20 protein-coding genes are annotated in these 20,222 nt (G+C 65.2%); 6 read left to right on the top strand and 14 right to left on the bottom strand.

What is annotated here, in order from left to right:
* Nucleotides 1-105 precede the first annotated feature (105 nt).
* Nucleotides 106-1,080: a GlxA family transcriptional regulator gene (locus AC0IWM_RS02190; RefSeq protein WP_471752856.1), complete on the bottom strand. Its 975-nt coding sequence runs from the start codon at nt 1,078-1,080 to the stop codon at nt 106-108.
* A 118-nt stretch (nt 1,081-1,198) separates the two neighbouring features.
* On the opposite strand from AC0IWM_RS02190, the gene AC0IWM_RS02185 reads away from it, so the two are divergent.
* From AC0IWM_RS02185 to AC0IWM_RS02175, 3 genes are all read left to right on the top strand, one after another.
* On the top strand, nt 1,199-2,011 hold the full coding sequence (locus tag AC0IWM_RS02185) for an SDR family NAD(P)-dependent oxidoreductase (RefSeq protein ID WP_471753096.1): 813 nt from the start codon (nt 1,199-1,201) through the stop codon (nt 2,009-2,011).
* Nucleotides 2,012-2,027: 16 nt separating this feature from the next.
* Nucleotides 2,028-2,423: a tautomerase family protein gene (locus AC0IWM_RS02180; protein WP_471752855.1), complete on the top strand. Its 396-nt coding sequence runs from the start codon at nt 2,028-2,030 to the stop codon at nt 2,421-2,423.
* Nucleotides 2,424-2,886: 463 nt separating this feature from the next.
* Complete coding sequence (locus AC0IWM_RS02175; RefSeq protein ID WP_471752854.1) at nt 2,887-3,276, top strand: hypothetical protein; 390 nt, start codon at nt 2,887-2,889, stop codon at nt 3,274-3,276.
* Nucleotides 3,277-3,319: 43 nt separating this feature from the next.
* Here the strand turns inward: AC0IWM_RS02175 and AC0IWM_RS02170 are convergent, their stop codons facing one another.
* Together AC0IWM_RS02170 and AC0IWM_RS02165 are read right to left on the bottom strand one after the other, a co-directional pair.
* Nucleotides 3,320-6,655 carry a hypothetical protein gene (locus tag AC0IWM_RS02170; protein ID WP_471752853.1) on the bottom strand — a complete coding sequence of 1,112 codons (3,336 nt, stop codon included), beginning with the start codon at nt 6,653-6,655 and terminating at the stop codon, nt 3,320-3,322.
* Nucleotides 6,652-7,206 carry a hypothetical protein gene (locus AC0IWM_RS02165; RefSeq protein ID WP_471752852.1) on the bottom strand — a complete coding sequence of 185 codons (555 nt, stop codon included), beginning with the start codon at nt 7,204-7,206 and terminating at the stop codon, nt 6,652-6,654. Before AC0IWM_RS02165 ends, AC0IWM_RS02170 begins: the two co-directional genes overlap by 4 nt.
* A 312-nt stretch (nt 7,207-7,518) precedes the next feature.
* Here AC0IWM_RS02165 and AC0IWM_RS02160 point away from each other — a divergent pair, with 312 nt between their 5' ends.
* Nucleotides 7,519-7,671: a hypothetical protein gene (locus tag AC0IWM_RS02160; protein ID WP_471752851.1), complete on the top strand. Its 153-nt coding sequence runs from the start codon at nt 7,519-7,521 to the stop codon at nt 7,669-7,671.
* A 203-nt stretch (nt 7,672-7,874) separates the two neighbouring features.
* On the opposite strand, the gene AC0IWM_RS02155 is transcribed toward AC0IWM_RS02160, so the two are convergent.
* Together AC0IWM_RS02155 and AC0IWM_RS02150 are read right to left on the bottom strand one after the other, a co-directional pair.
* Entirely contained in the window at nt 7,875-8,426 is a 552-nt protein-coding gene (locus AC0IWM_RS02155; protein ID WP_471752850.1) for a recombinase family protein, read from the bottom strand.
* A 335-nt stretch (nt 8,427-8,761) separates the two neighbouring features.
* On the bottom strand, nt 8,762-9,136 hold the full coding sequence (locus AC0IWM_RS02150) for a hypothetical protein (RefSeq protein ID WP_471752849.1): 375 nt from the start codon (nt 9,134-9,136) through the stop codon (nt 8,762-8,764).
* A gap of 377 nt (nt 9,137-9,513) precedes the next feature.
* On the opposite strand from AC0IWM_RS02150, the gene AC0IWM_RS02145 reads away from it, so the two are divergent.
* Nucleotides 9,514-10,035, top strand: coding sequence for a helix-turn-helix domain-containing protein (locus tag AC0IWM_RS02145; protein WP_471752848.1), 522 nt, complete (start codon nt 9,514-9,516; stop codon nt 10,033-10,035).
* 17 nt (nt 10,036-10,052) lie between these two features.
* Here the strand turns inward: AC0IWM_RS02145 and AC0IWM_RS02140 are convergent, their stop codons facing one another.
* The 7 genes from AC0IWM_RS02140 to AC0IWM_RS02110 form a co-directional block, all read right to left on the bottom strand.
* Nucleotides 10,053-10,358, bottom strand: a complete 306-nt coding sequence (locus tag AC0IWM_RS02140) for a hypothetical protein (RefSeq protein WP_471752847.1) — start codon at nt 10,356-10,358, stop codon at nt 10,053-10,055.
* Entirely contained in the window at nt 10,355-10,948 is a 594-nt protein-coding gene (locus AC0IWM_RS02135; RefSeq protein WP_471752846.1) for an HGGxSTG domain-containing protein, read from the bottom strand. Before AC0IWM_RS02135 ends, AC0IWM_RS02140 begins: the two co-directional genes overlap by 4 nt.
* A gap of 372 nt (nt 10,949-11,320) precedes the next feature.
* Nucleotides 11,321-13,702 carry an AAA family ATPase gene (locus tag AC0IWM_RS02130; protein WP_471752845.1) on the bottom strand — a complete coding sequence of 794 codons (2,382 nt, stop codon included), beginning with the start codon at nt 13,700-13,702 and terminating at the stop codon, nt 11,321-11,323.
* A 68-nt stretch (nt 13,703-13,770) separates the two neighbouring features.
* The gene (locus tag AC0IWM_RS02125) at nt 13,771-14,052 is read right to left on the bottom strand and encodes a hypothetical protein (RefSeq protein WP_471752844.1); all 282 of its coding nucleotides are present in this window, start codon (nt 14,050-14,052) and stop codon (nt 13,771-13,773) included.
* A 102-nt stretch (nt 14,053-14,154) separates the two neighbouring features.
* Nucleotides 14,155-14,925, bottom strand: coding sequence for a hypothetical protein (locus AC0IWM_RS02120; RefSeq protein ID WP_471752843.1), 771 nt, complete (start codon nt 14,923-14,925; stop codon nt 14,155-14,157).
* Nucleotides 14,922-15,158, bottom strand: a complete 237-nt coding sequence (locus AC0IWM_RS02115; protein WP_471752842.1) for a hypothetical protein — start codon at nt 15,156-15,158, stop codon at nt 14,922-14,924. Before AC0IWM_RS02115 ends, AC0IWM_RS02120 begins: the two co-directional genes overlap by 4 nt.
* 245 nt (nt 15,159-15,403) lie before the next feature.
* Nucleotides 15,404-16,621, bottom strand: coding sequence for a tyrosine-type recombinase/integrase (locus tag AC0IWM_RS02110; RefSeq protein ID WP_471752841.1), 1,218 nt, complete (start codon nt 16,619-16,621; stop codon nt 15,404-15,406).
* Nucleotides 16,622-17,499: 878 nt separating this feature from the next.
* On the opposite strand from AC0IWM_RS02110, the gene AC0IWM_RS02105 reads away from it, so the two are divergent.
* Nucleotides 17,500-18,456 carry an FAD-binding domain-containing protein gene (locus AC0IWM_RS02105; protein ID WP_471752840.1) on the top strand — a complete coding sequence of 319 codons (957 nt, stop codon included), beginning with the start codon at nt 17,500-17,502 and terminating at the stop codon, nt 18,454-18,456.
* A gap of 230 nt (nt 18,457-18,686) precedes the next feature.
* On the opposite strand, the gene AC0IWM_RS02100 is transcribed toward AC0IWM_RS02105, so the two are convergent.
* Nucleotides 18,687-18,950: a hypothetical protein gene (locus tag AC0IWM_RS02100; RefSeq protein WP_471752839.1), complete on the bottom strand. Its 264-nt coding sequence runs from the start codon at nt 18,948-18,950 to the stop codon at nt 18,687-18,689.
* A 634-nt stretch (nt 18,951-19,584) separates the two neighbouring features.
* A complete protein-coding gene (locus tag AC0IWM_RS02095) occupies nt 19,585-19,905 on the bottom strand; it encodes a hypothetical protein (protein WP_471752838.1) in 321 nt (106 codons plus the stop codon).
* Nucleotides 19,906-20,222 lie beyond the last annotated feature (317 nt).

Below are 20,222 nucleotides of genomic sequence, written 5' to 3'. Positions count from 1 at the left end.
AAGAGTGGGGAGCGGACTTTTCTCCTTTCTCTCTGAAGTGGACATTCCGCCTCTGACCTCAGCTGAATAAATATCCTCGTCAGCTCGTCGTTTGAAAGCATACGTTCAGGACAGCCTCATCGCCTGGGAGTGCTTGACCAAACCTACGTCTTCGCGTGCATTTCGCCGGATGACCTGCGGGGGCTGTCCGAACGCGCGAAGGAAGGCGCGCCGCATTCGATTTCGGTCCACGAAACCGGTCTGGTCGGCAACGGCGTCGATGGGATGCCGGCTGCGCTCCATGAGCACGCGCGCGGCCTCGACGCGCAGGTTCTCGACCGCTTTGGCCGGCGACTGACCGGTCTCGGCATGAAAAACGCGGCTGAACTGGCGCGGGCTGAGATGGGCGGCTTCCGCCAACTCCTCGACCGAAAGCGGACGGTGGAGGTTTTGCTTGGCATAGGTCAGAGCCGCCTGGATGCGGTCCGATTTCGCGTCGAGGTCGAGCAAGGTCGAGAACTGCGATTGGCCACCTGCCCGGCGATGGTAGAGCACGAGCTTCCTGGCAATGTTCTGCGCTACCTCGTGGCCGAGATCCGCCTCGATAAGGGCAAGGGCAAGGTCGATGCCGGCGCTCATGCCCGCCGACGTCCAGATCGGACCGTCGTTGATGAAGATGCGATCCGCGTCGACCGAACATTTCGGGAACTGGTTCTGCAGCTCCCGCGCGTGCATCCAATGCGTCGTGACCCGTCGGCCGTCGAGCAGACCGGCCTCGCCGAGGACGAAGGCCCCGGTGCAGATGGCGGCGACGCGCCGGGCCCGAGCGGCTGCACGCTGAACGAGGGCGACGAAGCCGGGCGTCGACGGTCGCACGAAGGTGCCGCCGCCGATGACGAGCGTGTCGAAGGGCGTCTCGTGGAACGCCTTCGTCTCCACATTCATGCCGGCTGAGGTGCTGACCGGCCCTCCATGTTCGGAGATGAAGTGGATGTCGTAGGTCGCCGCGTCCGCCGCGAGGTTGGCGACCTCGAAGGCCGGCACCGCCGCCAGCGCCATCATCGAGAAGCCGGAATAGACGACGAAGCCGACGCGCTGCATGCCGATTGTCCATGTCTTAAATCGACGCAACTATGACATTTTCGCCGCTTGCAGGCAACGGTAGGTTCCTCGCATCGAACGCCGCCAACCTGTGGCGCGAACGCAGAGGAGAACGAAGATGTCTACCCAATCCAGCAAGGGCATTGCGGTCGTGACCGGCGCATCTGCCGGCATCGGCGCGGTCTATGCCGACCGTCTCGCCAAACGGGGGTACGACCTGCTGCTGGTCGCCCGCAACGGGGAGCGCCTGCAGACGCTCGCCGATCGCTTGGTCCAGGAGACGGGGCGCCGGGTCGAGGCGTTCAAGGCCGACCTGGGCCGCAAGGACGATCTCGCACGCCTTGAGGTGCGGCTGCGCGAGGACGCGCGTATCAACATGCTCGTCAACAACGCCGGCATCGGATCCGTCGCGTCGATCCTCCAGGCCGACGTGGAGACGATGGACGCGATGATCCAGCTCAACATCACCGCACTGACCCGCCTGACCTACGCGGTTGCGCCGGCCTTCGTCGCGCGCGGCTCGGGAACCATCGTCAACATCTCGTCCGTCGTCGGCATCGCGGTCGAGGCGCTCAACGGCGTCTACAGCGCCTCAAAGTCCTACGTCCTCAGCTTCGGCCACGCGTTGCAGAAGGACCTCGCGGACAAGGGCGTGCGCGTCCAGACCGTGCTGCCGGGCGCGACGGCCACCGAGTTCTGGGATGTCGCCGGCTATGCGGCGCAGAAGACGTCGGCGGTCACGATGTCGGCGGCCGATCTGGTCGACGCGGCGCTGGCCGGTCTCGACCAGGGCGAGCTCGTCACCATCCCAGGCCTGCAGAACGTGTCGGACTGGACGCGCTGGGAGGAGGATCGCCGGGCCATGGCTGCCAAGTTCAACAACGCCAAGCCCGCGGCGCGCTACGGGCTCGCGACGGCGAACGCGGCTTGAACCAAGGGGCTCATCCATGCCGTACCTTCAGCTCGACGTCATCGGCCCGCATTCCGTGGCAGCCAAGAAGCGCCTCGCGGCTGAGATGAGCCGGACCTACGCGGAGATGATGTCGGTCGACATCAGGCGGATCAGCATCGCCATCCGCGAACTTGGCGAGGGCGGCTTGTGGCGGATACCCGAAGCCGGTGGCGAGCCGGTACCGGTCTCCGTGATGATGCTGGACATCCGCAAGGGACGCTCAGCGGAGCTGCGGATGGCGGTCGCCCAGGCGCTATGCGCCCACTGCATCGAGATCCTCGGCCTGAGCGAGGATCGCCTCAACGTGGAGTTCACGCAGCATTCCGGCGACGAGATGTATCACCCGGCCCTCGGGGGCTACAGCCCCGAGTGGTCGCCGGACGAGCAGTGACCTGCGTGCAGAAGCAGACTAGAAGAAATACACCCATCCCGATCGCAGGCGACAGTCAGCCGATTTGCCCGGAAGCGGACAATCAGCGAGTCTGAGAAGGGTCGAAAGTGGGCGCGACAGCTTCGTCCGCTTTCTGTTTGGCCGTTCAGCAGAGGGCTGTCGAGATTTCACACACTTCGACCGTAGGTCTTGCCCATTACGCCTCTGGTAAACGGACTTTCAGAGCTCGAACTCTAAGCTTCCGAGATCGGCGCACCACCGAGCCACATCGTCACTGCCTGCAGTGAGCCGAAAGTGTGGTCGATCCTGCTGAAGGGATGTGGTCGTCTATCCGGTGGCGGATCGTCCAGCAGCTCGGCATGCCAGACCAGATCGCCGCTACCGGACGCGATTTCGCGCACGACGCTGCCGCCGATCTCTCCGCCGATGAGAAGGTCGTAGCGGCCGGACGCCGAGCGGCAGGATGTGTATTTTAGCGAGCGGCCAGAACTCTCAAGGCCTTGATGAGCAAGCGCAGCGCAGTATCGTCGTTACGTGCCTTATCGCGGGCTATCCGCCAATCCCTGCCACAGATAAAAAGATGACTGCCGACGAACAGAGACTACGTATAGGCAGGAGTGATCTGTCGATGGATAAAGCAAAATGGCGTTGGACACTCATCGGTGGCGCAATTGGCTTATTGATTCCCTTGCTTGACCTCCTCATAGAATGGAGAGGGAAGCTCTTTTATCCATGGACCAGCAACGAGTATGTCGCGCATAATTTGAGCATGTTCGTCGGTAGCGGGCTCGGTGCCGTACTCATCGGTTTTGTCCTGGGAAGCCTTTGGGATCTTCGCGCCAGCAGGGCATAACGGCGCGCCTTCGAAGGATCCGTCCCTTCAGGATGCAGACGGCCTATCGTGCACCCCGCCGCACTGCCGCCGCCTCCGGGCGCTCCTGTTCGTCGTGGGCGGCATCGAACAACCGGATGGCTGTGGTGGCGCGTGCCCCGAAGGCGGTCTGCAGCTCCCGACGCTTCGCCGAGTAGGTCGCCGGGTTGTAGTCCTCCAGGAGCCGGGCCGCGAGTTCCGGGTTCTGGACCACCTCGTCGCGCAGCCGAGAGATCGAGCCGGCCTGGATCTGCGCTGATTTCCTGCGCAGGTAGGTCGCCAGCAGATCGATGCCCGCGATCGTCGGCGAGAGCTGGCCGCGGTGGACGCTGCGCAGACGGCTTGAGATCGAAGCGGCCGACAGGGCGGCATCGTAGCCAGCCCGCATGCCCTGCGCCGTACCCGATGAGCCGGGCCGCCGAGCGCGGGTGGCGCTGTTCGCGCCGGCAAGCGCGTCGAACACCTCGGTGATGTCTCGCAGCTGTTCCGGCTTGTCGCGATACAGCACCTCGGCCACGGCCTTCGTCTGCGGGTCGTTCAGGAAGTCGTTGCCCCGGCGCCCGCTGACCTGCTTCGGCTGGTTGACCCCGCCGTCCACCGTGGCCCGGTCCTTCAGGGCCTCCCAGAACGCTGCCCGGGCGTGCTCCGGGTTCGTACCGGCCGTCGCCAGGAGCCGCTCGGCCGCCTCCGCGGGCTTGGCCGCGCCGAGCACCGTGCGCATCGAGCGAACCGTCCCGGCCTCGTCGTAGCGGAGATAGGCGGCCTCGGGCGAACGGCCCGGGGTCGTGAGATCGCGCCGGGTTGCATCCGCCACGCCGCGGGCTTCCGATGACGCGCGGCTGGCCGCGCCGCCCGACGTGAGCTCGTCGCGCAGGCCGGGCAGCTGATCGAGGAGCGTAGTGTGCCGGTCGAGGTAGGCGCCGAGCTGGTCCGGCCGGTCGAGCAATCCGCGGTCCCGAATGTTGGCCAGGAACTGGTCCCGGAGTGCCGGGCGCACGCGAGCATCGCCGCCCGCCTCACTCATGAGCTGGCGCAGATCGGACAGGCGGCCTTCCTCGGATTGTGCGAACCGAGGCGCCACGCCACTGTCAGGCACGTCGTAGACGCCCTGCCGTTCGCCGAGCACCTGCGCCACCGCATTCTGAGACCGCTCGAACCGGTCGGCGAAGTCCCGCCGGGCCGTACGGGCTGCATCGTACTGGCCCCGCAGGCCTTCCGGCACGGCCTGGTCGAGGTAGTCGTCGAGCGCGGTCACGTGCTGATCGATGATGCGGGCTTCGGCCGGACGGTTGGCCGTACGGGCGGCGCGTGCATCGTCGGTCAGCGCTGAGCGCAGCCCCGTCACCTCCCGGAGCGGCTGTTGGCTGTTGCCCGGCGCCGGCTCCCGGGTGATCGGCCGTCCGGACGCATCAAGGATGCCGGTATCGATCGGCCCGGCGGCTTCTGCCGGCCCGATGAGACGATCCGGGATGGCGGCCTCGGCCGGGCGGAAGCGCTGGCGCTCGGCCACGCTCAAGACCTCGTCGATGCCGCTGAAGCGCTCGGCCAGCGGCGCAACATCGACGCTCGCCGTCGCACGGTTGATCGGCTCGTAGGCCTGGCGGACGCCGGCGCGCGCCTCGTCGGCCGCCCGTGCGAGTGCCGCGCGGATGTCGGCGCCCCGGGCCTCGCCGGTCATGGTCGAGGCGAGGCGCTGCGCGTGCTCGTCGAGGGTCCGCTGCGCGATCTCGGCCTGGCTCTCAACCGCCGCGACCCGCCGGTCGACCCCGCCCTGCAGGTCGGCGCGGAACTGGCCCGACGAGCCCGCGGGGGCGAGCTCCGCCATGCGGTCGCCGATGGCTTGCTGGTTCGCGGCGCGCCGGACTGTGTCGAGGCCGGGATTGGCCGCCGTATGGCCGAACACGTAGGCGGCCAGACCTGGGTCGCCGGAGCGATCCGCGATGTCCGACCGGTATCCCGGGATGGTCGATTCCGCCGCGGACGTCCGCCGGAGCTGATCGGCGAGCGGCTGCGAATCGATAGCGCCGCGGTCGATGCCGCTGGCCACCTGCGCCTGCGCATGTCCGGAGTTGGCGATGATCTCGTGGGCGACGGCCTCGCGGGCGACGTCGTCGGCGAAGCGGGTCGAGCCGCGTGCGGCCGAGGCGAGGGAGCCGACGGCACCGAGGATCGGCTTGGCGATGGCCAGGGCGCTGACGCCAGCGGCCGAGCCGGCGAGATCCGAGATCGGGTTCACGTCGTCGCCAGTGACGGCGCGGGCGGCCTCATTCGCGATGCCGGCTCCGGTTCCGGCTGCGCCCGCGCCGAGCGCCTCGCGTGACAGCATGCCGGACGGGTTCGCGGCGGCGGCCTCCACGGGGCCGTAGGCCAGGGCCGCAAGCGGGTTCTCGTTCAACGCCAGCGCCCGGGCGCCCTGAACGCCGAGGCGGCTACCGGCAACGAGCGCACCGGCCGCGGGGACGGCCGAGGCGCCGACTTCCTGGCCGACGCGGTTCAGGATGCGCTCGGCCAAGCCATCGGGCCGATATTCCTTGGCGCCGGCCGCGCGCGGGCCGGCCTGGATGATGTCGGAGGGCAGGAGCGGCTTGTCCGAGATCGGCCCGAAGGTCGGCACCACTTCTCGGCCCATGATCTTGTTGACCAGCGCGCCGTTGATGTTCAGGAGCCGCGGCGCCTGGTTTACCGCCTGGACCGGGGCGTCGGCCAGCATGTTCAAGCCGGACACCACGCCCTGCGCGCCGGCCTTCGCCATGCCGCCGATCGTCGACAGGAACCCGCCAGCCTCCGCCGGGGCCGCGGGAGTCGTCTGCGGACTGGCAGGCGAGGGTGTCGAGACTGCGCGGAACCCCGGCGGTATACCGTCGGCCGGGGTTGGAACCACGCGGAAGCCCGCGGGAATGTCGTCCGCTGGTCGGCTCCCACTTGCCGCCTTGGGACCGCCGAACGTGTCGCGCATGGCCTTCGACATCACCTCGTCAGACGTGCCCGCCGGGAATTCGACGATGGTCCCATCCGGCGCGTCGACCTCGATTATGCCGGGGGCCAACGGCGTCGCTGGTGCGGGCGTGTTCAGGATCTGCACGATCTCGTCATCGGTCGCATCACCCGGAACGCTGATCCGGCGGCCTTCGAAGCTGATGACCCGGGCAGGCTTGGGGGCCGCTGCGGCCTGCGGCGCATCGGGGAAGCCGGCGTATGGGTCGGCGGCCTTCGCGGAGGCCTGCGGAGCGTCGGGAAAGGCGCTCCACGGATCGGCGGAACGGGCCGGGGCTGGCGCGGATGCCGGCCGGCCCATGATCCTGTCGACGAGGATCCGATTCAGCGCCGGATCGATGGCGGGTCGGGCGTTCGGTTCCATCATGCGGCTCCTTCGTTGCCGAATGCTTCATGAAGGCCCGCCAGCAGGTCTCTTCGGCGAAGGTCGGCGCGTTCCCGGATCTCTTCGACCAGCGTCATGCTGCGCGCATCGTTCCGCAGCAGGGCGGCGTAGGCGAGGAGATCGGGGAGGACGTGTGGATGCCGCTGCGCGCGTGCCGCGTCCGTTTCCGCCCAGTAGATGATCAGACCACGAGCCGCGTTCATGCCAAGGCGGATCTTACCGCGATCGTAGCTCGCCGGCAGATGCTCGATCGCGCTGGCCAACGCGGGCGTCATGACGCCGAGCAACTCGTCGCGGTCGTCGCCCGACGGCCGGAGGCCCTTGCGATCATGCACGTGAGACCGCAGGCATCGGAGGACGTGATCGAGTGCCCACGGTGGGTCATCGCCGTCCGCGATCTGCATCAGGTGCTTGCGGAGATCGAAGATCTTGTAATCGAGCTCTTCCTCCGCGCGAGAGGGCGGCGCCGGCTCGTCGAAATCGGGATCGTCCGGTCCTTCCTGGAAGAGCGCGTCTGTTGCGGAGCTGGCCATTGGCGATCGGGCTTTCATCCGAAAATTGATGGCTGACCGTATGGTTGCCGCGTGCGCGATAATAGGCGGGATCTATGGACTGGAATTCGCGCGCGAGGCAGATGCTATGGCGCTCGGCGTGCCCGGAGAGCCGAGTTTTTCAGCGGCGGTAATTTTCTTCAGCCGTCTGACGCGGTTCCCGGAACGCCGTTGTGACCGGTACCCAGGGGTGGGGTTCGGCTGGCCACTACCGGGTCAGCAAGGGCGACGCTGCCCATTGGCCCAGCGTGTCGGCGGGCGCAGAATGGCCGCTTGCCACAGGAGATCGACCCCATGTGCCTTCCGGCCGACATGCGCGCCTTCGTCCTTCGCTCCACCCTCGACACGGTCGCCGAGACGATCCGCCAAGCCGAGCTCACGCCCGCGCTGGCCGTGCGCCTCGCTGGGGTGCTGGAGGATGCGCAGCTAACTGCAATTGAGCTTTAGGAGGCGCTACGGCCCATCCCGGCTGCGATTCTGGCGGCGGCCCCGCCGAGGCCGTCACAGCGCTTCGTGGGTCACAGCGAGCCCGGATCGAACGTCATCGCCCTCCGGGCAGGCTAGGCCCTCTCACGCTGCCCGGTCGAGGGTCCGGGAAACCTGAACGGCTGTTCACGTGCCGCCGCGCGCCGTCTCGGTCCGGCGGGCGGTCACGCCCCACCGGACAGTGCCCGATGGACGGACCCCTTGCCAATCCCGAGCTTCGCCGCGATGGCGGCCATGCTCAACCCCTCCGCGGCAAGCGCCTTGATCTGGTCCGCCTTGGCCCGTGCGGTGGGCTTCCGGCCCTTGTAGGCGCCCTCCCCCTTGGCCTTGGCGATGCCCTCCCGCTGGCGCTCCAGCATCATCTCCCGTTCGAATTGAGCGACACCCGCGAGGACGTTCAGCATCAGCTTGCCCGTTGGGGTCGCGGTGTCCACGCCCAGGTTGACGATGCGCAGGGCCACGCCCTTGGCCTCCAGGCCGGCGATGATGTTGCCCAGGTGGGTCACCGAACGGGCCAGCCGGTCCAACTTCGTGACTACGATGGTATCCCCTTCACGGGCGAACTCCAGGGCCGCCTCCAGGGCCTTGCGAGGGCCTACGGAGGACGCTTGCTCCTGATACAGCTTCGTACAGCCGAGGGCCATCAGGTCGCGGATTTGGGCCTCCAGGCCGGCTTCCTGTTCCAGGGTGGAAGTGCGGGCGTAGCCGATGAGCATGAGGGGCGTTCCGGTCCGGTTCGTTCCAATAGGTTCTAGGATGTTAGACCACGGATCGTTCCGAAACGCAATACCATTCCCTTGGAACGGCTACGGTGGGGGTCTGGACCGTTCCACACGGGCAAGGTCCATTGGAACGCTCGTCACCTAGGCGCGGCATAGAATGGAATCCTATGCCCTCCGACCGACAGTCTGGCCCGTAGGCGCTAGGCCTCGCTCCAGCCGAGCACCAGGCTATCGCCCGCATGCTGCCGGCCCCTCGCGCAAAGCCGATCTGAAATGCGAAAGGGGCGCCGATCAGGGCGCCCCTCGGGTCGTTCGATGCTGGCGAGTACCTAGGCCGGGTACAGCACGCGCTTGCAGCCGTGGCGCTGCGCCACCTGCATCAGCTCAAGGATCAGCGCGCGAGGGCCGACGATCTCGGCAAGGCGCCACGCGCCGCCCCCGTGATCGGTAGCGACATCACACACGGGATGCGAGAGGCCGGCGGCTTCCCCGATAGGGTTGGCTTCAGCCTCGAACGCCGTGAGCTGGTCCTGGTGAATGAGCACCTCAATCGAGGCGTTTAAACACGGCTCCTCCCCGTCCACGACAGGGTAGCAGGGGACCATGTAGCTCGGGCGCAGGCCGCCGGCCGCAAGGGGATGGGTGAAAAGGTCGAGCGTGTTCGACTGCACCGCCGAAGGCGGCACGATGCTCAAGTGCGACATGGTTGGACGTGTCCCATCGAAGCCGTTTTCACGCGGCTGCTGCAGATCCGGAGCTTGAAAAACCGGACACGTCGGCCCTCGCACGCCTTTAGGCTTTCGCCTTGGACATTCGCGTGGAGACCCCGGACCCGCGGGACCGTTTATGTGTTCAAGTGTTTTCAAGCACCTTAAGATCGTATATCCGACATCGAATCAAAATGGAACCTGCATCGACTGTCCATTTTGTCAATCTACATACTGTACAGATTTGGACAAACCCTATGATTAAGTTCAAACCCGTAAAGCCTCTATGCGAGGTTGATTGGGAGTGGCCGGCCGATACTGTCCCGTCGAAACCGACATTTTTTCCGCTTGGGCGAGGCAGCAAAGTAGGGCGAATGAAAATCAGCCAACAGGCTTCTTACAAGCAAATAATCCGCATACTATTGATATTACTGGAAGATAACGCCGATAAAAATAATCCGAATAAGCGACGACCCGAGCACGGCAGCCATCTTCTAACTCAAGAAGAGGCTGCGGATCGCATGAGATGCTCTGTGTGGACAGTGAAGCGCCTCAGGCTGACCGGAAAGCTGAAATACATTCCCGGCAGGCCAAATCTCATCCGTATCGACGATATCGAAGAGTTCGAGCGCAGTGCCGCACAGCTGAAATCGCGGGAGGAAGAACCTGTCGCCAAGCCCACTCTTTCTCCGGAGGAAATGGCCGTCATAGACGCGGCGGCTCGTGCTCGGCGAGCTTTGCTTCTCAAACGGCTAGCAGGACCTATCAAACGCACCCCTTTGACGGATGAGGAAAAGGTGCGCCGAGAGGCCTTTCGGCAGGATCAGAAACGGAAACGGCAGCGGGCAGTGCTTCGCCGCGCTTCGAAGGCGCGAGAGAAGCCGAAAACGCCATGAAGGCAGGTGTCGAGAGCCTACCCGAAAACGTCCTCATCTTGATCGACGGGCGCCTGCTCCTGCAGCCGAGCAATCAGCGCTTCCGTCTCCTGCAGGGTCATCTCGGACACCGGCTTGTCGCGGTCGGACGCGGGCTTGCCGTCGTAGCCGCCGACGTACAGCAGCGCCTTGAGAGCCGAAGCCTTCGCGGTCGCCGGCGCCCGCGTGTCGCGACAGATCGCGACGGCGGTTTCGTAGGCGAGGAGCGCCCCTTCCGTTTCCATCCGCTCCCGAAGGTGCCGGCGCACTTGTGCTGGCGTCATCTCATGCGTGTGCTCGTTCATCCAAATACCCCTTCGCTGTATGTCACTGCGATCTGAATTGCTGCCGCGGCCCGCTCTTGTTTGAGCCGCGCGACGAACCCCTCGACCTCGGCAATCTTGGCTGCATTGGCGCCCGGCGCCTCCGGCCGCGCCAGGATCTCGGCAATAGCGTTGTCCTGCGCCGCCCGGTATCGCGCCGCTGAGCGCGCGCCCGCCGATCCCGGCTTATGCGTGCGCTGCCACCGGTCGTAGCGCTCCCGTTGCTCTGGCGTCATCGCGGCTAGACGTTTGGCCAGGGCGCGGTCGCGCTTCTGGACGGTGATCAGCTTGCGATCGAACGCGAGCGTGCCGACCGGCGGGAATTGGACGACGTGCCAGGCTTTACCCGAGGGCACGCGCCCGCCGTGCAACCTGCAGCGCCCGTTGGCCAGGGCCGGGTTCTGGCACGGCTCCCCATCGGACTTCTTCGTCGCCCCGCATTTCGGTCCGGCTTGGCGCGCTCGGTTGAACTCAATGCAGGCGGCCCGACCCATCGCCTTGAACCGGGCGGAGCGGCGCCAAGCGACTTGCCGCGCCGATGCCGGCTCGTTTGTCCCGAACCCACGCTTCACGTTGCGGCCCCTTCGGGTATGTCACGGATCGGCCGAACCGTTGGCCCCGGCTGTGCTGGCTCTCGGAAAACCGTCAATGCACCGACCTTCACTTTGTATGTCACGCCCGCTTCCCGTCGTTCCTTCCGGATCGGCCAGTAGGCTGGGAGCGATCGGGTAAAGTCACAGGGTCGAGCGAGCGGAGCGAGAGGCGAGACCGGCGCTTCAGCACCCCGAACAGAACACAGTGGCGCGGCAGCGGCGCAGTGTTCGGGGTGTGCCTGCGCCAGTGACTTTACCTTATAGCGACCGGCTGCAGTGGCGCAGGCTTCAGCGCGCCACTCGCGCCAGTGACAGGCCCAGTGGCGCACCCCCAGTGGCGCGGCCCGATTTCTACCCGAAAACGTCATTTCCAGCTTTGTATGTCTTGAGTACGAAGACGCCCTTCCGCTCCTTCCGCTGCGTCTCGGAGCGGTACTTGCGAACTTCGATAGCGCCGGATTTCAGCCATTCGGCCAACGTCTGCTTGGCCAACGCTTCCGAAAAGCCGAAGCGCTTCACCAGCACATGCCCGGCCCACCTTTCGTCCTGGGGTCTGTCGGAGAAGCGTTCGCCGTCGATGCCGGCATCAATGACGGCCAAGGCGCTATCCTCGGTGCCGTTCTCTGCGTCGGCCCAAGCTTGCGGCGGAATCCACGCTGTTGCGACCTGCACGCTGTCTCCTTTCGGGTATTCCTCGTTCCCGTTGCCAAGGCTCACGCCTTCCAGCTTCAGCCACTCCGCCCGGGCGACGGGAGGAGCCATGTTGTTTTTGGCGTCATCGACGCGGACGTACAGCCGGCGTTGATCCTCTGGGACGTCCATCTTGCCGGCTTCCTCAACGGACATGGGAGCCAGGGTGAAGGCCGCCCGAGCGCCACCCGCCTGTGTTGAGCCACCTCGCAGCGAATCCATCTCCCCGGCCACGGCCCCTTTCTTGGTATGGTGGACCAGCAGGATCCCGGCGTTCGTTTCCTCGGCGATCTGCGCGTACAGGCGCATTACCTCGTCCTGCGCCTCGTTCTCGTTTTCCGGCACGCCGTGCGATCGAAGAAAGGGATCGACGACCAGGATATCGATGGCCTCGCGTCGCATCTCGGCGATGACGGCTTCGTAGTCCGGCTGCACGACGAGCGTCCCGCTCGCCGCGGCAACGATGCGAAAGCGCCGATCGCGCCCGCTGTTCATCCGAATGTTATCGAGGACAGACGGGTCGAGCTCGTAGTGCTTCAGCGCCGCGAACAACCGCCGCCGGAGCTCGGTCACGTCGTCTTCCAGGTTATAGAGCCACACCCGGAGTGGGCGCCGCGATGTGTCGTGTAGAAGCTGCTTGCGCGAGGCGCAGGCCAGAGCGAGGGCGAAGGTGAAGGCGGTTTTGCCGACGCCGCCCGGCGAAGCCAGGAAGGTCACATAGCGCCGGCTCAACTTGGTGCCGTAGAGCCACTGCCGGGGCGGCAAGTTTAGGAGGTCGTCCAGGGCGACCCGGCCCGCAGAGAGGGGCTTTGCCGGGGTGTTCGCGGACGCCCCGCCCTCTGCCCCCGAAGCACCGGCCGGCGCCTCCCCCACTGCAGCGATCGAAACCGCCGCGGCGGATTCATCGAACCATCGTTCAAGGTTGAAGGTCAGTGCGAAGCCAGGAACGCTCGACTGCGCCAGGCGAACGAGCGAACCGGTAGACAGGTTGTCCGGTGGCGATGTGAACCAATGCGCCCATCGCTCGGCCACGCTGTCGGGGTCGTACTTCGCTTCGTTCTTCGCACTCCAGGTGTCGAAGGCTTCCTCGCCTTCGGCCGACCCGTGCGAGGAATCCCAGAACGTCATGCCGATGTGATTCCACCTGTCCCACGGTAGATCGGCTGGGTTGGGAATTGCCGCGGCCAACGCGGTTAGCTCTGCCGCTCCTAGAGGGTGCTTCGTCTTGAAGCCCTCGCCCCGAGGCCGCCGCGGGCGCCCGATGTGGTCCAAGTCGAGGCCGGCGGCCTCCGCCGCCGCGGCGATCCGTGCGCCCGCAGCCTCAAGACTGATCTCGGTCGGGGTCTCTTCGAGCACGGCGCACCGTCTCGGCGCGGCCTTCGTATGCCACGACCCCGGCCAGCGCATCGGGTGCGACAAAGGCGGGGCGGTTCCGTCTCCGCCACAGAGCCGCGTTAGACTGCGCCGTACTTCCTTGAGCTGGGCCAGATCCTCCGGCGTCGTGGCGACCTCTGCCAGCCGCCAATAGGCGTGTAGCTTGTCCTCCGGGCCATCAGGGCCGACCCACACGCCGCCGGATCGCACCAGTAGCGTCGGCGCCGAGCCCAGGATCTCGGTCGCCTTGCTCAGCATCTCCCGCGGTCGCTCATCGAGTTCCAGCGAGACGACACGGCACGCAATCACGTTGTCCTCGGACGCGCGAAGCTTACCCTTCCATGTCTTGTCCCCGAACACACAAGGTGGCGGGGCGAAGACTGCTGCGTCGCCGCCGGTCCGGTTAGCTGCCTCCGTGGCGAAGTTGATGGCTGCAGGAATCAGCCCCGGGCCGAAGGGGCGCCAGCGGAAATCCGGCTTTCCCACCTTGTCATTGTTCGGGAATGACCGAAGCGCGATGTTGCCGTGCCCCGGCTCTATTCCGCCGAAGGCTACACGAATGAACGTTTCCATGTCGCCAATGTCGGCGATCAGCTTGTCCCCGCCAGATTGTGCGGAGGAGCCATTGTCCTGCAGCTCGTAAGCCGGTATGTTTCCGCTATCCAGCATAATATGTCCTTGAGCACTAATGCGGAACGGCCAGGATTACCCTTGTGGTGAGGGTCCCTGGCCGTTTTTCAAGAGTTGGTATTGTCGACGACCAGTCTCAGGTAGGCGCCGCGACCGCGCTGAGGGCTGATCTGCGCTCTTTCAGGGCCGAGCCGATCGATCAGAGCGGCGATGCTGTTGACGGTGACTTCGGTCGGACTGCGGACAGGAGAGTGGAGGACTGCCAAGCTCCGATCAGTGATGCGGTCGCGAACCCACGATGTGGATCGGCGGAAAACGGCTGCGGTCTCGCGGACGGAGAGCGAAGTGCGCTCGCGCCAGAGTTCGAGTTCGTTCGGTAGTGCGGTCATGCGCGGTCCTGCTGATGTGGCGGGATGGAAGCAGGCAGACTGACGAAGCTTGGCGCGCGATACGAGGTGCTCTGAGCAGGCCGTAGATCGCGCGTCCGTAGATCAGGCCACGTTCGGGATCTGCGAGCGTGGGATCGTCGACACGGCTCGATCCATGACGCTCCAGAGATCACGCCTCTCGTGGATAGCCTCAGCCAACTCACGGCCCCGGAGCTTCTTGAACTCGGGGTGCCGGCCCGCATCCAGCCGCACGCGTTCCAGGCCGAGGAAGCCCGTCGAGAACAGCAGGATCTCGGCCCGAAAGATTATCTTCGTACGGCCGGGCAAGCGCTTGAAGGCATGCATCACCCGATCAACGTGATTGCGATTGAGGCCGCCTCTGACACCTGTCGGCAATCCGCCGTTCAGCGCCTCAGCGGCCTTCGTCGAGCCTCCACGGCTGAGCCAGGCGCCGACGATCACCCGGTGATGGGGCGGCAGGGGGCTAAGATCCGATCTCATCGCCGGCGGGCGCCTGAACGTCTCGTCTTTCAGTAGGAAGCCGTGACGTGCGCCGCGGACGTAGTCTGCGACCAGGGCTTCGACTTCCGGTGAAAACGGCGGTGTCAGCCTCGATGCCGGCACGCCGACTGCCGCGAGCTTCGCGATTGCCTCGTCCTCGATCTGCTTACCGATCAATACGAGTAGCGGATTGCGCCGCTCCCAGAAGCTCCGAATCTGCGGCGCCATGTCCTCGGTGATCGGCACCGGAGACCAGCCGATCGACAGGATCGGCTCTTCATCGCAGATCTCCGTCGCGGTGACGTGGAAGTCGAAGTCCGTGCCCGGGACAGGCTTCTTGGCGAATGAGGAGTAGTGGCGGCGGCCGCTCATGACGCCAGCCCCATCCATTCGCGGACGTCACGCACGCGGTAGCGAGGCCGCCCCTCTACGACGGTGATGCGAGGGCCGCGGCCCTGCTTGGCCCAGACCTTCAGGGTGATGAGTGCGAAGCTGCTCACGGCCGCGAGTTGCTGGCGGGTGATTAGCGCTTCGCCGGGCAGTTTCTCGATATCGGGAACGACACGCGGGCTTGCGCCGGCGCATGCAGATGCGCTCGCTGACATACAGCTCTCCTGTGAGACGGACCGCCCATGCGTCGTCCATCATCGATGCGATGAAGATTGAGCCGCTTCAGGTTCGCGATTCAGAGATACTCCGGGCAGCGCGGCAAGCATAGTATATTGTAGTATTACTTAGGGCGTCAAGATATCTTAGAGCAACTAATTTGGTGACATACAAGTGACATACAGCAGAGCCAATTTCATTGCTTACTGAGTATGATAGCCGACCCCGCATACATGACGTCGTTTCAGGCCGCTACTCGTTGCGTTTCCGCGTCTGCAGATAGCGACGCCACGAACGCACCCCACCGTTCGAAGGCATCCTGAAGGCGATCGAGCCCTTCGTCGCGATTGTAGATCGCTTCGAGATCCGCCCGTGCGTGCCCCAAGGCGAGCTCCGCAGTATCGAGATTGACGCCGAGCCGCGACAGGCCGGTTCGGAAGGTTCTGCGCAGATCATGCAGTGTGAACTCGACCCCGGAGGCCTTCGTGAGGCTGGCGACCAGCTTCGTCCAACCGCTCATCGGGCTGCCGGTCCGGGCGGACGGGAAGACGAGGTCGGATCGTGCGTCCCGATGGCAGAGTTCCAGCAAGCTCTGTAGCTGCGCCGTTACGGGGACCTTATGCCCGCGACCCTGCTTCACGAACACGGGAGGCAGCTCGAACATGGCAGCTCGAGTGTTGAGCATCGCCCACGTGATGCCGGCGCCCTCCCCACGTCGGCAGCCGGTGAGGATGTAGAAGCGGATCAGCCGGCCGGCGGTCGAATCGGGCATGGCTGCGGCCCACACCCTGCCAAGTTCGACGTCGGACAAAGCCCGACCTTTCTCCGTCTTCGCGAGGCGATCTGCACGGGTCGCTCGCTCCTTCCGGTGCCCTGCAAGCGGGTTCACCGGCAGCACCTTCGCTTCGGCCACGCACCAGGTCAGGAACGCCCGGCAGAGCGTGCGGAAATGCGCGGCAGCTCCGTGCAGGCCCTTTTCCCTGATGGCATCCGTGATCTTCGCGAACTCGGCACCGGTGATGGTCGCCACGTCGCGATTCAGGAGCGGCGCCATCCGCGAACGCAGCATGACCAGCACGTCTTTGCGGTTCACGTACTGCCGTCGCTCAAGATGCCGATCGTAGCGATCAAGCAGGTCGCCGAGGCGAGCTTTCTCACGGATGCGGTTCTGAGCTCGCGCGGCCAGGGGGTCAGCGCCCGACGCAATCCGTCCGAGTTCCACCTGGGCAAGCATGCGCGCGGCAGACACCTTGGCGACCGCGCCGAGGGTCGCCAGCTTCATCTTCTTCGTGCAGGCGCGCCGGCCAGCACCGGCCGGGCGGTAGGCGAGGATCCAGGTCTTGCCGGCAGGGCGAATGCGCAGACCGAAGCCGGAGACGTCGCTATCCCAGAGCACCATGTCTATAGCGCCGTCCGGCAAGACCGCCCTGGCGACGAGAGCATCGGTCAGCTTCTGTTTCATCGATCAGGACCCTGTGGGCAGCACATGGGCAGCACGGTTTTCGGAAACCCGCCGAACGTCACATACCCCACGATATCCCGATTAGATCAGCAGAAACAGAGAGTTGAACGGTGCTACATATACCGCCAGATACACCAATGGACCGGGTGCGACACTATTGGTAATGAGGAGGTCGACAGTTCAATCCTGTCCAGCAGCACCACTTTCCCCTCATAGAACAAGAAACTCGGGGATTAGTGACGTTGAGTGGCGGTTCATCCGGCATTTTCGCGGACAGGACGGGTTTCAGCGCCTCGATCGATCTTCCTGTGTCACCCGACTGCACCTTCAGCCAATCCTGTCACAGGCGATCGTGCATTCTTCCTCCCGTTCACTCCCTGGGAAGCGAACGAGGGAGGGTCGAGGGTTCAGCCTACCCTGCGGCTGGAAAGCTGCCGATCGCGAGCATCACATCCGCTCGCTAGACTACGCTGTCCTGCAACTTGCTGGGCTGGCGCCGACGCTTCCGCCAAGAGCATGAACGTGCGGTGCGCAGGACCTTCACGAGCATGTTCTCGAAGTGCTGACGCCGCGCAGCGATGGTGCGGGGAAGCGAGGCGGCCCGTCGGAGCAGCGGGCTTAATGCTCGGCTCGCGCAGGTCCGACCACCGGGGAATGGGTCGCATCGGCCAGACTGGTCCTGACCCTAGCTAAGCGGCATGGACCCCAGCTTCCCCATGACCCGTGCCGCGGGGCTCGAGCGCCTCTCCGAATTTATCGCCCGCGCCGGCGCGGCCTACGCTGCTGACCGCAACACCGATCGGGGGCCGGGCCGCGCACCGACGACATCGGCGCTCTCGCCCTACCTGCGCCGCCGCCTCGTGACCGAGGCTGAGGTCGTGGCCGCTGCCGACAACGCCTTCGGCGACGGAGGCGCGGAGAAGTTCGTGTCGGAGGTCTTTTGGCGGACCTATTTCAAAGGCCATCTGGAGACTCACCCGTCCGCCTGGACGAACGCATGCACGCTGACCGCCGCGGATCATCAGCGCCTCGCAGCCGAGCCCGGCCTGCGTCGGACCTACGAGGCGGCGGTCGACGGGCGGACCGGCATCGACGGTTTCGACGACTGGGTGCGGGACCTCGTCGAGACCGGGTGGCTCCACAACCATGCCCGGATGTGGTTCGCTTCGATCTGGATCTTCACCCTGCGGCTGCCCTGGGCCCTCGGGGCGGACTTCTTCATGCGCCATCTCCTCGACGGCGATCCGGCGAGCAACACGCTGTCGTGGCGCTGGGTGGCAGGCCTGCACACCCGCGGCAAGCACTACGTCGCCCGGGCGGAGAACATCCGCCGGTACACGGAGGGCCGCTACGATCCGGCCGGTCTCGACGAGTACCCCGATGCGCTGGAGGAGCCGATGTCGCCGCGCGAAATCCCTCTGCCCGCGGCCGATACTCCGCCATCAGGCACCGTCGCGCTGCTCCTGCATCTCGACGACCTGCATCCAGAAAGCCTGCCCATGGGCAGTGCGACGGTCGTGCGCGTCGGTGGACTGATCGCCCATGCGGTTGGGGCGTCCGATCGCGTCAGGTCCGCGGATACGGCCGCGATGATGGATGCCCTGGCCCGGGCCGAGGTGCATTTCGGTTGCTCGGTCGGACTGGTCGAGGGCGGATGGGCAGGCGACCTGCCGGTGGTGACGGCCTGGGCACCCGTTGGGCCGTCGGCAGCGGCCCTGCCGGACAGGTGCCTGCGCGTGCGCCGCGCCTGGGACGAGGCTGCCTGGCCGCGATCCACACGCGGGTATTCTCGCTTGCGCGCTGCCATTCCAGCCGTGCTGGCGGCCCACGTCTGACGTCGCTTCTCGCGGCATCGACGGCCAGTGTTCTTGACGGAACTCAGCCCGCAGCGCCGCGAGCCGTGTGGCGTCGCGAGAATGCGCTTGTCGTACTCCGTCGACGACGTATTTTTCCATCGTCCCCCGACCGAGGCGAGACCGCCGGAGATGTGGCTCAGATTACCGCGCGGATATTGTGGCTAACGTTTCGTTAACCATACGGCAGGCAGTCCTAGCTGAACCCGCGGTCACCCCGAGGGACGAGTCGAGGAGTAGGACCCCATCATGATCGAGGCGGCCTTGCTCATAGCGCTGACCGCTGCCCTCAGCGCTGCGGCGGCTGGAGCAATCAGCGAACCGGAAGACCGATGAGTCAGAAGCGACGGGTTCGACCCGATTTTGATCCCCTGACCGAAGCGCAACTCATCGCCGGGCGCACGACCGGCCGACGTGTTCTCCTTCAGCCCGCACTCGACCAGAACCTCGGTGAGTTGTTGAACGCGATCGATCATATCACTGAGGCTGCCACTGGAGAGCGAAGCTTTCTCTACCTGAAGCCAACTCCGCCGTCAGTGAAGCACTGAGCGATTGGCGGGGCCGGAAGAGCACCGGCAGTCGATACAGCTTCGACCGGATGTTGTTCGAGCGCTCGATTCCACCATCGATCAGGTACGGACGCATTGGGCGGCTGTCGCGATCTTGTCGATGACGTCATGCGGTCAGTGAATAGAACGCTACGCTCCTTCGAACCAGATCAAAGCATCTGGGAGGCACATCGTATGATTCTCGGGAGCCTTGATAGCATCACGCTTCCGATAGGTTTGGAGCGAGGCCCGAATATCGCAGGATCCGCAACTGGACAGTTGCCTCGTTCGATCTCGACCGAACGCGCTCACGCAATCGGAGCCATCCGATCACCTGCCCACGAAGGTGCTAGGTCACGGCCGCATGAGTGCCTCTGATGACCGAGCATCGTGTGCTCTGTACGCGCCTTCGAATCAAGGCTTGGACCAACGACGAGGCCTGGTGGCGTGGCCTGCCCTTGTGTAGCCGTGGTGCGCCGCTCCGCGACTTCACCAACGCAAGCATGGCATCGGGCGGCGGCGCCGCGATGGGACCACCGCCCTCGGGTCTGTCGAGCCGGCCTCAGTAGCGCGGGCCACCCGAGGTGGTGCCGCGCTGCTGCGCGTAACCGGGCTGCATCGGGTTCCGGGCGTTCGGGTCGCCATGCATCAGGCGATTGCGGGTGTGATGGGTCCGATTGGCGCGGGAATGGTGGATCGCGTCGTGGCGATTGCCGTGGTGCCGCATGTGATGCTTGCGGGCCTTGTAGTTGCCCGCATAGCCGATCGACGAGCTGGCACGCATCCGCTCGGCGTGCGTCATTCCGGGAGCGGCCGAAGCTGAGCCGATGGAAAAGCTGGCGAACATTACGCCAGTGGCCATAACCAGTGCGAGGGTCTTCATGTTAAACTTCCGATCATGTGCTCACGAGCGGCACAGTGCGGCTGTAAGTCTGCCAAGACGGTGATGTTCCCTAGGACAGTTGAAATTATTGTCATGGATTATAGACTTTTCCTGTTCGTATAACGATAAAGTACGATGATTATTCAATATACCAGAAGAGCGCGAAGGAGGCCCTCGACCTGACCCTCTGACTTTCGATCGAGCTGATCGAGAAGTTTCGCCGGAACCGAAGCCGGCGGAGATGCCGCAGGGTCGGAAAGCGCGTGTGGATCAGGAGGCTCAAGCGGCGCCGGATCGAGGTGACGACGGGCCATGGC

This window comes from Methylobacterium sp. AC433 (genome assembly GCF_979253015.1).
Note: the sequence above shows the minus strand (reverse complement) of the source record. Positions and strands in the feature narration are given on the sequence as shown.